Here is a 13,196-nt window from a genome sequence, read left to right as displayed (position 1 = left end):
GGGTAGGATTTTGTCCGCAAGGGGGCATTTGTGTGTAAAATGATGCCGTTTAGCTTCAGAGAATGGGTTTCGGCGGATGCGGGCGGGCGTTTCGATGCGGCAGGCAGCCCGGATGGCAAGTCGGGACCGGCGAAGAGAAATGGAAGGCAAGGAGGAGCTATGCTGAAGAGGAACGGGGGAAGGGCGTCGCGGGCGCTGTCTGCGGGCTTGGCGGCGCTGCTGACGGCGGCGCTCGCAGCGCCTGGCGGCGTGGCCGTCGCATGGGCGACGGGCGGGGGCGCAGGGCCGCTGCCCGAGCTGCCGGTGAGCGACGTGCTCCTGCCGCAGGCCGCCGAGGTTGCCGGGGCGGGTGCGGAGGCGGCGGGGGCCGGGGCCGCTGGGGCCGGGGCGGGCCGCGTTCCCGGGGCGTCAGACGCGCAAACCGCTCCGGACGCGCCGGACGGAGCCCCCGGGGCTGGCGCGCCCGATGTCGGGACCGGGGCTGGCTCCGAAGCCGCCTCCGAGGACGGAGCCGCGCCGGAGGGATCCGAAGCGCAGACGGCTCCCGGGCGGCAGGAGCCGGCCGCCCCGTTGCCCGAGGCCGTCCCCGCCGCCTCCGGCGTCCCCATCGACGAAGCGACGTTTCCCGACGGCGCCTTCCGCTCGTATGTGTCGGAGCAGCTCGACGAGGACGAAGACGGGTTCCTCTCGGATGACGAGCGCCTGGGCGTGACGACCATCGACGTGCGGAACATGGGGATCGCGTCTCTTGAGGGCATTGAGAAGTTCTCCAACCTCCAGAAGCTGCAGTGCAGCTACAACTCCCTCGCGTCCCTCGGCCTGTCCGGCCTCCCCAGCCTCCGGACGCTGCGCTGCAACCACAACTCCCTCGCGTCCCTCGACGTGTCCGGCCTCTCCGCCCTCGAGTATCTGCAGTGCAGCAACAACTCCCTCGCGTCCCTCGACGCGTCCGGCCTCCCCAGCCTCCGGACGCTGTACTGCAGCGGCAACTCCCTCGCGTCCCTCGGCCTGTCCGGCCTCTCCGCCCTCGAGACGCTGTACTGCGACAGCAACTCCCTCGCGTCCCTCGACGCGTCCGGCCTCCCCAGCCTCCGGACGCTGCGCTGCAGCTACAACTCCCTCGCGTCCCTCGACGTGGGGGACTGCGAAAATCTTGAAGAACTGAGGTTCAACGACAACGACCTCAAGGTGCTCGACTTGCGGCAGAACAAGAAGCTCAAGGTAGCCTACCATGCCGTTGAGGGCGAGAGGGTGTACATCAGCGCGGGCATGACGGACTACATCGGATGCGATGTCGTTTCGTCGCATACGGGCAACATCACCATCGATCTCGATGGCCTCTGCGATCCGCAGCCCGACGGGTCGCGCACCGTCGATTTGCACGAGGTGATATCGCAAACCCTTATCGACCAAATCACCGAGAACTCCGCCCTCTACGATCCGGAAACCGGCATCCTGACGATCCCCGCAGGGAGGGAAGGGGTGGACATCGCCGCGAGCGACGGGAACCGCTACTACTTCGGCGAGGACCTGGGCGACGTCCCCGGGCCCGTCGCCCACGCGGTGACGTTCGTGTCCCAGGGCGAGACGGTGGCGACGGCCTCGGTGGAGGACGGCGGGGCCGTCGCCCGCCCCGAGGACCCGCGGCGCGAGGGCTTCGCGTTCCTCGGCTGGTTCTCCGACGAGGCGTGCACGGCCGCCTACGACTTCGCCTCCCCGGTGACCGGCGACCTCGTCCTGTACGCGGGCTGGGAGCCCCTCCCGGCCCCGGAGCCGGTCGCCCGCACGGTGACGTTCGTGTCGCAGGGCGAGACGGTGGCGACGGCCTCGGTGGAGGACGGCGGGGCCGTCGCCCGCCCCGAGGACCCGCGGCGCGAGGGCTTCGCGTTCCTCGGCTGGTTCTCCGACGAGGCGTGCACGGCCGCCTACGACTTCGCCTCCCCGGTGACCGGCGACCTCGTCCTGTACGCGGGCTGGGAGCCCCTCCCGGCCCCGGAGCCGGTTCCGGCTCCCGACCCCTCTGAGCCCGCCCTCGCCAAGACGGGCGACGGCGTTCCCTTCGCCGCCGTGGCCGCTGCGGCTTCGCTGGGTCTTGCCGCGCTCGTGGTCGCGGTGCGCAAGAAGGCGCGCTAGGGTCGGCAGGGGGTCTCGCCCGCGCGCGATACGTCCCCGGCGCCGCCTGGAAACGGAGGTGCCGGGGACGCGCGCGTGCGGGGGTGCCGGGAAAGCGGCTCCGGTGGCCCTTCCCGACGGGGCTGCCGCTGCGAGCCGGCAGGGCGCTTCGCCTGCAGCTTCGGGTTTTCGGCGAGCTCCGTCCCTCGAAAGCGGCCTGTAGCGCCGCGCCCCTCGGTCTTCCGCTGTGCTTGCGAACGCGCTTTGCGCCGTTTGCCTTACTGCGCTCCTTCCGCGTCTCCGCGCCTGCGTACCCTTCGGTTTCGCTGACCGCTGAGCTTTTGACGGGGTTTTCCGGAAAAGCGCATGCGCCGCGATGGGCTTTGCTACAATAGGGCGCATCGATGGTAAGTCGAAAGGAAACCACTCATGAACATCGTGTTGTTGGGGGCGCCGGGCGCCGGCAAGGGCACGCAGGCGGCCAAGCTGGTGGAGGAGTTCGGCACGCCGCACATCTCGACGGGGGACATGCTGCGAGCTGCCGTGAAGGCGGGAACCGAACTGGGCAAGAAAGCCAAGTCCTACATGGATGCCGGCGACCTCGTGCCCGACGACGTCATCATCGGCCTCGTCACCGAGCGCCTGCAGGACGCTGACACCGAGAAGGGCTTCATCCTCGACGGCTTCCCGCGCACGTCGGCTCAGGCCGTCGCGCTCGATGCCGAGCTCTCCAAGCTGGGCCGTCCGCTGGACGCGGCGCTGCTCGTGGACGTGGACCCCGAGGTCATCGTCAAGCGCCTCACCTCGCGCCGCATGTGCCGCGACTGCAACTACATCGGATCCGCCTCCGATGCGACGTGTCCGAAGTGCGGCGGCGAGATGTACCAGCGCGACGACGACAACGAGGCCACGGTGCGCAACCGCCTCGACGTGTACGAGAAGTCCACAGCGCCGCTCATCGACTACTACCGCGGTTGCGACCTGCTCGTCTCCATCGATGGCGATCGCGACCCGAACGTGGTGTACGAGGACGTCAAGCAGGCCCTCGGCCTGTAATCGCACAGGTTCGCCAATGCGAGCGAGGGGCTTCGAGGTGCCTAAGGCCGTCTGGTCGCGCAACCGAGCGCATGATGCATGCGAAGGGGCGCGCACGAAAGGGGCGTTCGGGCGCATCGCGGCCCCTCGGTGGCGCGTCGCAGCATCGGCCGCGCGGCGACGGGGCTAGAAATGCCGACCGTTCGCGACAACGTCTCCTACGCCTGCGCGCGTTTCATGGGCGCGCATCGCCACGCGGTGCGCCATTTCGTGAAGAGCGCGCTTGCGCTGGTCGGTATCGCGCTTGTGCTGGAGGCGTTTCTCTTCAATGTAAACTTCTTCCTGTCGGCCGGCTACAACACCATCAGCCTCGACGACAAGCTCGCGCTGCAGCAGGACGAGGACGGGTTGTACAAGCTGACGGCGGTTAACCACACGCTCGAGTTCTCGGACCTCAACACCGAGGTTCACAACATCCGCATCGACTTCGATCACGAGCAGCCGGCTCAGGAGCTGACGGTGAAGATACACTTCACCGACGAAGCGCACCTCACTTACTTCGATTCCACCGAGTACACGATGGGCGTGCCCGATGTTGAGGTGTCCACGCTGTCGAGCCAAAGCGAGTACATCAACCTCAACACGACCGGGTTGGTGCAGAACCTGCGCATCGACATCGTCGGCGACGAGGTGAGCTACCCCATCAAGCTCGTAGGCCTGAGCCTCAACGCCCACCATCCCTTCGACTTCAACACGACGCGCTTTGCCGTCGCGTTGGGCCTGCTGACGCTCGCTTTCGCGTTTCGGCCAGGCTCTGCCATCTACCGCATCGGCATCGTAGACGCGCCGCGCCGCTCGAAGGCGGCCATCGTCGTGGCCGTTGCCCTTGAGATGGGCCTGCTCAGCTCGTATCTGTTCTTGGGATCGAACCTCGTGGGCGTGGCGACGAAGGATTACAACAGCGGCTCGTGGGACGGTGTGAGCCTCGTGAACGTGTTCGAGGTGGGCGGCGAGAACGCTCAGCAATACGCCGAGCTGGCGAAGGCGATGGCGCACGGGCAGCTCTACCTTGAGGAGGAGCCTCCTCAATGGCTGCAGGACATGAGCGATCCCTACGACAAAGGGGCCCGGGACGAAGCGCAGAAGGAAACGGGCGAGGAGTACCTTTTCGACGTGGCCTATCACGACGGCCACTACTACGTGTACTTTGGCGTGGTGCCGGTGCTGCTGTTCTACCTGCCGTTCTATCTTTTGACCGGGGCGAACTTCCCGACGGCCATCGGGGTGCTCGTGGCCGTCCTCGCGTTCGTGCTGGGCTGCTCGGCGTTGCTCGACCGCTTCGCCCGATACCACTTCAAGCGCGTGAGCCTGGGGCTGTACCTGCTCTTGCAGATACCGCTCGTCATGTGCTGCGGCGTGCTCTACCTGCTCAAATTCCCCACGTTCTACTCGCTGCCCATCGCGCTGGGGCTCGCGTTCTCGGTGTGGGGGCTGTACTTCTGGATGAAGGGGAGGACGTCGCCGGCGCCGGGACGGTGGTATCTGGCAGGATCGCTGTGCATGGCGCTTGTGGCGGGGTGCCGGCCGCAGCTGCTCGTGCTGTCGCTTCTGGCCTTCCCGCTGTTCTGGCGGCCCTACATCACCGAGCGGCGGCTGCTCTCGGCGCGCGGCGCGCGAGAATTCGCCTGCCTTGTCGCACCGTACCTCGTGGTGGCGGCCTTCATCATGTGGTACAACTACGCGCGTTTCGGGTCGTTCACTGATTTCGGCGCGAACTACAACCTCACGGTGAACGACATGACGAAGCGCGGGTGGAACGTCGGCCGCTTGGCCCCTGCGCTGTTCGCGTACTTTTTGCAGCCTCCGTGCGTGACGGGGGTGTTCCCGTTTCTGCAGGCGGCGCCGTTCGACACCACCTACATGGGGCAGACCATCAAGGAGGTCACGTTCGGAGGCGTCTTCGCGTGCCTGCCCGTGCTGTGGATACTGCCGTTCGCGCGGCGCATCCTGAAGCTGCGTATCAGCCAGCGCTCCACGCGCACTATCGCGGGCGTCATCATCGTGCTCATCTTGGGCGGCGTGATCGTCGCGCTGGCCGATGCGGAGATGGCCGGCATCCTGCAGCGGTACTTCGCCGACTTCAGCTTCATGTTCCTGGCGGCCGTGGTGCTGCTCGCGTTCATCGTGAACGAGAACCTCTCTTCAGGCTCTGCGGCGCAGACGCTGTTGATGAAGGTGCTGCTCGTGCTCGTCGCGGCATCGGTGCTGTACAGCGTGCTTCTCTGCTTTGTGCCGGAGACGGGCTGGTACTCCGACATCTACTCGTGGGCGTACCAGGATATCGTGGAAACCGCGCAGTTCTGGACCTGACCGGGCTGCGTTGTTGAGGGCGCCCTGTGGGCGCGATGGCTTGAAACGAAAGGATGAGCATGGAATTCATCATCGCAGAGAGCGCGGAGGACATGAGCCGCCGTGCCGCCGACCGTATCGCCTCGTTCGTGGAGGCCGATCCATCGTGCGTGTTGGGCCTGGCCACGGGTACGACTCCCATCGGCCTGTACGCCGACCTCGTGGCCGACTGCAAGGCTGGCAAGATCAGCTTCGCCGACGTCACGACGTTCAATTTGGACGAGTATCGCGGTCTCGCGCCCGAGCACGACCAGAGCTACCGCTACTTCATGAAGAAGCATCTGTTCGACCACATCGACATCGACCAGGAGCGCACGCACGTGCCCGAGGGGTTCAATCCCGATGCCGACGCCGTGTGCGCGGCGTACGAGCAGGCCATCGAGGCTGCGGGCGGCATCGACTTGCAGCTGCTCGGCCTCGGGCCGAACGGTCATATCGGCTTCAACGAGCCTGAGGAGACGTTCCCCAAGGCCACCCATTGCGTGGACCTCACCGAGAGCACCATCCAGGCCAACAGCCGCCTGTTCGACAGCATCGACGACGTGCCGCGCCAGGCCTACACCATGGGCATCGGCACCATCATGGCCGCGCGCAGCGTGCTTGTGGTGGTGGAGGGCGCTCACAAGGCCGAGATCGTGAAGAAGGCGTTCTTCGGTCCGGTGACTCCCGAGGTGCCCGCTTCCATCCTGCAGTTCCACCCCGACGCCGTGGTCATCGTCGATCCGGCCGCAGGCGAGCTGTGCCGCGACATGGCGTAGGTTGCAGGAGGGTTGCGCCGCAGGCCGCGGGCGCGTGCCGTGCGCGTGCTGCGGGCGCTGCGGGGGCCGCGACGTGCGGCGGGCTGCTGGTGCGCGGCGTGCCGTTTGCGTGGGCGTGCTGCGGGCGCGGGTGCATGCCGCGCCGCGACGTGCGGCGGGTGCGGGCGTGTGTCGCGTTTCGGCATGGGACGTGCCGCTCCCGTGCTGCGTGCCGCAGGCGCTCGGCGTGCTGCGTGCCGTGGGAGCTGCGGGCGCGTGCCGCGCGGCGACGTGCGGCTGGCCGCGGGCGCGTGTCGCGTGGGTGCTGCAGGCTGCGGGCACCCGGCGTGCCGTGTGCGTGGGCGTGCGGTGGCCGCGGGCTGTGGGTGCGTGTCGTGTTGTGACGAGTTGCGACGTGCGGCGGGCCGCAGGTGCGCGGCGTGCCGCGCGGGCGCTGCGACGTGGGCCGTCGCGCAAGGGCTGCGAGTGTGCTGCGGGCGCGTGTCGCGCTTCGGCATGGGACGTGCCGCTCCCGTGCTGCGTGCCGCAGGCGCTCGGCGTGCTGCGTGCCGTGGGAGCTGCGGGCGCGTGCCGCGCGGCGACGTGCGGCGGGCCGCGGGCGCCCGGCGTGCCGTGTGCGTGGGCGTGCGGCGGCTGCGGGCGCGTGCCGCGTGGGCGCTGCGGGCGCGTGCCGTGCCGCGACGGGTTGCGACGTGCGGCGGGCGTGTGGCGGGCCAGCGTGCCGTGTGCGTGGGCGCGCGGGTGCTGCGGGTGCATGCCGTGTCGCGCGGGCTGCGGGCGCGTGTCGCGCTTCGGCATGGGACGTGCCGCTCCCGTGCTGCGTGCCGCAGGCGCTGCGGGCGCGTGCAGCGTGCGCAGGCGTGCCGCGCGCCGCGGGAGCTGCGAGTGCGTGCCGTGCCACGACGTGCGATGGACTGGCGTGTCGCGTGCGCGGGCGTACGGCGCCGCTTGGCGCGGGCTGTGCCGCGACGTGCGGCGGGCCGCAGGTGCGCGGCGTGCCGTTTGCGTGGGCGTGCTGCGGGCGCGGGTGCATGCCGCGCCGCGACGTGCGGCGGGTGCGGGCGCGTGTCGCGCTTCGGCATGGGACGTGCCGCTCCCGTGCTGCGTGCCGCAGGCGCTGCGGGCGCGTGCAGCGTGCGCAGGCGTGCCGCGCGCCGCGGGAGCTGCGAGTGCGTGCCGTGCCACGACGTGCGATGGACTGGCGTGTCGCGTGCGCGGGCGTACGGCGCCGCTTGGCGCGGGCTGTGCGAGAGGGCAGCATGTCGAAGGGGTCGCCGATGGCGGCCCCTTTCGCTTTCCGAGACGAGCGCGTCGAGGGGGCGTGCGGCTCAGGGGATCGTTCCTATGGAGTTCGTGCAGATCGGGGGGGTGCGACGCCGACAGCGCCGCCCTTGGCGCGTGCGATCCCGAGAAGGGCTGCCCCGGTGCGGTCGATTCCTGAGGGACGTCCCGGCGGCGCGCTCGATCTCGTCGGAGAGGGGCCGCTTCGGCGGGGCGGTTCCGGCAGCGAGCGCGAAGCGTCGAAGGGGGCGGGCGCGCCGGGAGGCGCGCGATCTCGACCGCGCGTCCCGTGCCGGGGGCGTGCGGTGTCGGGGGCTCGGCGCTGGGGGAGGGTGCGGCGCGGAGCTTCGGGATGAGCGGGCCGCTTCAAAGGCGCGCGAGGGAGGCGCTTCCTCCGGAAATCGGGCGTCCGAATGCACAGAAATCGCCGATCTGAAGCCCTCGGGACCCGCAAGGGCGCGCGCAAATTTTCGCGACCTGGGCAAATGCGTCGACTATCGGCCTCGGTTCGCTGGAAGGGGGCCTCCCTGACCTCGTTGGGGCTTCAGATCGGCGATTTCTGTGCAAATTGACCACGATCTAGTGCAGGGACCCCGTTGGTCCGGTGCCCCGGGCGGAGCGCGCAGCCTCCTGCCCCCGTCGCGACTGCGGCCCGCTGCCTGCCCTCATCGCGCGCACGACCCGCCGCCTGCCGTCCTGCCCCTGTCGGCGCGTCTGAGGCTCTTCTCCAGGCGGGGATCGTTGTCCCGGGGCAGAGCGCGCTGCCTCCCGCCGGCGCGTGTCGGCAGCGTCGCTCCGGGCGGAGCGCGCAGCCCCTTGCTGCCTCGCCTTTCCTGTGCGCCCGCGGCTCGCGGCCAGCTGCCTCGCTCTCCGCCCGCCGTCCCGTCCTCACCGGTGCGCCCTGCGCGCCTGCGGTTCGCGGCCGCCCGCCTGCGCGCCCGCGGCTCGCGATCCTCCGCCCTCTGCCCGCGCACCTGCGGCCCGCGACCAGCCGCCTGCGCGTCCTCCGTCCGCCTGCGCACCTGCGGCCCGCGGCCTGCCGCCTCGCTCTCCGTCCGCCGTCCCGTCCTCGCCGGTGCGCCCTGCGCACCCGCGGCCCGCGATCCTCCACCCTCTGCCCGCCTGCGCACCCGCGGCCCGCGGCCGCCCGCCTGCACGCCTGCGGCCCGCGGCCGCCCGCCTGCGCGCTCGCGATCCTCCGCCTGCCGCCTGCGCACCCGCGGCTTGCGGCCGCCCGCTTGCGCACCCGCGGCCCGCAGCCTGCCGCCGCCGGCGCGCAGGCCGCGGGCCGCGTCACGGCGTTAGAGCGCTCGCGCCGTCAGATTGCCAGCTGCAATTGCTTCGGCGATGTTCCACGGTTTGGCGGCGTCGCCGATGACGTGCGCCTCGATTCCGAAAAGGCTGTCGGCAAGCGAGGTGTTCGGCAGCATGTCCATCGCCTCGATGACGGTGTCGCACGCGATGGAGATGTCCGCGCCCGTCTCGCCGGTGAACGTGATCTCGCCGTCGCCCACTGAGGTGATCGAGGCGTTGGGCCACACGCGCATGCCTCGAGCGAGGAGCATGGGCTTGACGAAGGTTTTGACCCAGTTCGACTGCCCCTTGTCGAATCGTTCCATCGGGTCGGGCGTGATCATGGTCACGTGCTTCCCCTGGGCCATGAGGTAAAGCGCGGCATCCACCGCCTGGGCGTTCGATCCGGCGATCGTCACGTTGTCGCCGATGTCGGCGGTGAGGAAGTCGGGCAGCGCGACCACCTTGGTGCCGGCCGTTTCGGCCAGGCCGAGCTTGTCGCGCAAGCCTCCCGTGGCCACGACCACCGCGTCGGGCTTCTGCTCGGCCACGAAGGCCGCGTCCACTTCTTTTCCGGTGACCACCTCCACACCGGCGACTTCGAGCTGGCGCGCAAGGTAGGAGCGCAGGTCGTCCAGGTTCTCGTGCGGCCCTTTCACGGCGTGGGCGAAATCGAGCAGTCCGCCCACCGTGCCGCCCTTCTCGTACAACGTGACCGCGTGTCCGCGCAGGGCCGCGATGCGGGCGGCCTCCATGCCGGCGGGGCCGCCGCCGACCACCATGACGTTTCTCGGGCTGCTTGCGGGCAGAAGGTCGAACCCTTCGGGCATGGCATCGCGATAAGCGCGCTGCGTGCAGGCGTTGACGCGGCAGTGCTCGTAGGTGTTGCCGTCCTCGTCGTAATCGAAGTGGCAGTGCAGGCAGCGCGTGCAGGGGGCGATCTCGTCGATCCGGCCCTCCTTGAGCTTGGTCGGGTACTGCGGATCCACCGTAAGCGGGCGGTTCATCAGCAGGAAGTCGACTTTGCCCTCGCTGAGCGCGGCCTCGAAGTAGTCGGGCGCGTGCGCGGGATCCATGTAGGTGACGGTGCCCACGGGGATCGAGACGGCCTCCTTGAACTCGCGCGCCACGTCGAGCATCATCCCACAGCCGGAATGCTCGCTGATCAGCTTGCCCTCCCAGTGGCGCGAGAAGTCGAACTGCGTGCCGTAGGCGGTGGTGCCGTCGATGCCGTAGCCCGTGAAGTACAGGTCGGACGCGAACTGGCACACGTGCATGCCCAGGGGCCCCAGGCGCACGTGCAGGGAGTCGGCGCCGGCCGCCTCCAGCATCTTCGCTATCTCAAGGTTCTCCTCGACCGTGGTCATGAGCGAGCTGTCGCCGAGCGTTTGGTCGTTCTCCTCGATGCCGTTGATGAGCACCTGCACGACGAAGTCGTCGCCGCACTCGCGCTTGATGCCCTCGATCATCTCGCAGACGAGGCGCGAGCGGTTCTCGAACGACTGCGGGCCGTACTCGTCGTCGCGGTGGTTGCGCATGCGCGAGAAGAACGACTGCCCGAGGTTGTTGCCCGCGGCGTTGAGCTCGACGGCGTCGAAGCCCGCGTCCTTGAAGCGTTTGGCGGCGGCCACCGTGTCGGCTATGACGAGGCTTATCTCCTCGCGCGTCAGGTCGCCCGCCACGGCCGAGGCGAACTGCCCCGACGAGTCCTTCTGGGTGCCGCTGAACGCGATGCCCATGCACGAGATCTGATAGCCCGCGTACGCGCCCTCCTCGTGGATGGCGTCGACGATGCGCTTGAAGGGCATCTCGTCGATGGCGCGGGAGCGGGCGTTGGGGAAATGCTCGTACTTGTCGGCGCAGTCCTCCATCCACACGAGGTCGATGCCCCCTTGGGCGAAGCTGCGGTAGTAGGCGACGATCTCGTCGTCGTTGTCCTGCGTGTCGGAGCCGGCCGCCGACTTCACCATGCGATTGGAGAGCTCCAGCGAGCCGATCTTGACGGGTGAGAACAGGGTGGCGAGGTCGGTGGTGTTTTCCCGGAAGCCCTCGTCCTGGGGGTTGAGCTTCGACGGCGCTTGCCGCACCTCGGTCGCCTCGTCCGCCGCGCTCGCGGCGCTCGAGCCCCCTTGCTCGGAGGCGCTTTTCTGCTGCGGGGCGCAACCGGAAAGCGCCCCTCCCGCCAAAAGCCCGCTCGCGGCGGCAGCGACGGCGCCGGCGAGGAAGCCCCTCCGCGTCAGTCCCGCGCCTGGCGCGCTCGAGGTGCTCGAGGTGCTTGATGTTCTTGGTGTTCTTGATGTTCTTGGTGCGCTCACGTTGCTCTCCCTTCCTTGTCGTTCTCCTTGCGAGTGCGGACGCGCCGCGCATCCGGGGCTGTCGCAGGACAACCGGCTGTTCGCCACGCACAGCCTGCGCGCCGATGTTCGCGCATCCGGGGCCGTCAGAGGGCCACCAGCCGTTCGCAGCGTTCGGCCCGCATGTGGACGCCCGCGCGTCTTTGGCCATCGCGGGGCGACCAGCCGTTCGCTGCGTTCGGCCTGCGCGCCGACGCGCTGCGCCGCGCATCCGGGTTCATCGTAGGGCAGGGGAGGGGGGCGGGCCATTGCCCAAAGGTTCGATTTCGCGCGCACCGCATCGCTCAAAGGGTTGAGCTTTCCCTTTTCCCTGTTCGGGAAGGGGGCGTTGCTATGCCGTCCGATCTCGCTCCGCAGGATCGAGGAGGTCGATGAGCTCGTCGCGGGTGCCCACGCCCATCTTGGCGTAGATGTGGTTCGCGTGCGTCTTCACGGTGGACTTCGAGATGAACAGGCGGTGCCCGATGTTGGTGTAGCTGCGGCCTTGCAGAAGCGCGTAGAGCACCTCGCCTTCGCGCGGGGTGAGGTCGTAGCGCGAGACGATGGAAGAGCAGAGCGCCGCGGGGATGGACGAGGGCTCGTCGCTTTCGGGCGAGTTCTTGAGGGTTTGCAGCAGGTACACCACGAACTCGAAAACGGCTGTGCCCAGCAGCACGATCACGCATATCAGGCACCCTGCGGGGGCGTCGACGAAGTCGCGCAGCACGCGCCCGAGCGCGAACAGGAGGTCCTTTGCGCAAAACAGAAGGCATACGAGGGGGAGGTGCTGGGCTCCGAAAACCGGGCGGATGGAGGCGAGGATGCCCATGAACGCCACGTCGACCTGCGCGTACACGGCGAACAAGAGCACCCAAAGGAAGCTGATCGAGCTGTCTGACACGGCGGCCACCACGAGCAGCACGACGATGGAGCAGGTGGCGAGCATCCAATAGAATGACGCGACCAGGCCGGAGCGCGAACCGAGCCTGCGCGCGAGCACGATGACCGCCGCGGACACGAGCGGCGAGGCGACGAGGAGGGCGTAGGCGCCGTACTCGCGGTAGCCGGCTTCGTTTATGACGAGCAGCCCTTGCACGAATCGCGCGGCGAACGCGGCGACGGCGACCAGCTTGATGGCGTTCCACACCTCGCGGGCGGGCGCCGGTTGCTCGCCGTGCGGCTCGTGCGCGGCGGGATCGAGGCGCAGCTCCTGGCGGAGGCACCAAAACGACGCGGCCACTGCGGCGATGCGGATGGCGAACGCGGCCGCGCTTCCCGAGGACGAGAGCCCGAGGGCGAGCGGCGGCAGGCAGGCGATCGCCGAGGAGAGGGCGGAGGATCCCGACAGGCAGATAAGCGTGGTCCGCAGGGGCTTCTTCTGGAAGACGAGCAGCCACAGCAGGCAGTACAGCGCGAAGCCGAAGGAGAAGAGCGTCGAGGACGTGAGGAGCAAGGCGCTGCTCTCGATTCCCCGGACGAATAGGACCACGTAGGCTTCCTGCGTGCCGAATGCCGCCAGCAGCAGCGCGAGCGAGCAGGCGAAGGCGAGTTCGACGCGCTTGCGTCCGAGCCGGGCGAGGACGACGAGGACGATCCACGCCGCCGCCGACGAGAATCCGAGCGCCGCCTGGTAGTCCATAGGAATGGTGGTGTAGAAGCTGTACGCCCGCTGGTACACGAGCACGAGCACGACGAACCCGAACGAGGTCCAGCCGCTTGGTCGTTTGCGTTTCCCTCCCATTGTCTTCGCCCCCTTCGAAGCATGGCCTCTGAAATGATACCGCAATCGGCGATGAAGCGCCGTCGTCCGCGAGGAGGGCGAGTAAGCGTCCTTGCTGCTGCGTCGGAGCGCATCGGCAGGGGTCCGCGTGGGAGGGGCGCTGGCTGGGAGTGCGCTGGTTGGGGAGGAGGCTGGCTGTAGGGTTCCTGCCGGGGGCATTGGCTGGGGATGTCGCCTGCGGGCGCTCGTGGGGGG

Annotated in this window: 7 protein-coding genes; 5 read left to right on the top strand and 2 right to left on the bottom strand. The window is 68.9% G+C overall.

Translation table 11 applies throughout. From position 1 onward, the window contains the following. The first annotated feature begins 159 nt into the window (after positions 1–159). The 5 genes from B5F40_RS15395 (at position 160) to B5F40_RS15375 (ending at position 7,755) form a co-directional block, all read left to right on the top strand. The gene (locus tag B5F40_RS15395; RefSeq protein WP_162611013.1) at positions 160–2,133 is read left to right on the top strand and encodes an InlB B-repeat-containing protein; all 1,974 of its coding nucleotides are present in this window, start codon (positions 160–162) and stop codon (positions 2,131–2,133) included. Positions 2,134–2,541: 408 nt separating this feature from the next. Continuing rightward, the gene (locus tag B5F40_RS15390) at positions 2,542–3,168 is read left to right on the top strand and encodes an adenylate kinase (protein ID WP_087195152.1); all 627 of its coding nucleotides are present in this window, start codon (positions 2,542–2,544) and stop codon (positions 3,166–3,168) included. Between the two features lie 171 nt (positions 3,169–3,339). After that, complete coding sequence (locus B5F40_RS15385; protein WP_087195155.1) at positions 3,340–5,517, top strand: cytochrome C oxidase Cbb3; 2,178 nt, start codon at positions 3,340–3,342, stop codon at positions 5,515–5,517. A 59-nt stretch (positions 5,518–5,576) separates the two neighbouring features. Next, complete coding sequence (gene nagB, locus B5F40_RS15380; protein ID WP_087195151.1) at positions 5,577–6,314, top strand: glucosamine-6-phosphate deaminase; 738 nt, start codon at positions 5,577–5,579, stop codon at positions 6,312–6,314. A gap of 1 nt (position 6,315) precedes the next feature. After that, positions 6,316–7,755, top strand: coding sequence for a hypothetical protein (locus B5F40_RS15375; protein WP_087195150.1), 1,440 nt, complete (start codon positions 6,316–6,318; stop codon positions 7,753–7,755). Between the two features lie 1,141 nt (positions 7,756–8,896). On the opposite strand, the gene B5F40_RS15370 is transcribed toward B5F40_RS15375, so the two are convergent. Both B5F40_RS15370 and B5F40_RS15365 read right to left on the bottom strand, forming a co-directional pair. Beyond that, positions 8,897–11,203, bottom strand: a complete 2,307-nt coding sequence (locus B5F40_RS15370) for an oxidoreductase (protein ID WP_239443094.1) — start codon at positions 11,201–11,203, stop codon at positions 8,897–8,899. A gap of 370 nt (positions 11,204–11,573) precedes the next feature. Continuing rightward, positions 11,574–12,962 (bottom strand): helix-turn-helix transcriptional regulator, encoded by a 1,389-nt coding sequence (locus tag B5F40_RS15365; RefSeq protein ID WP_162611012.1) that lies wholly within the window; start codon positions 12,960–12,962, stop codon positions 11,574–11,576. Between the last annotated feature and the right edge of the window lie 234 nt (positions 12,963–13,196).

This window comes from Gordonibacter sp. An230, from assembly GCF_002159915.1.
Lineage (GTDB): Bacteria > Actinomycetota > Coriobacteriia > Coriobacteriales > Eggerthellaceae > Rubneribacter.
This window is presented reverse-complemented; position numbering and strand designations above follow the sequence as displayed.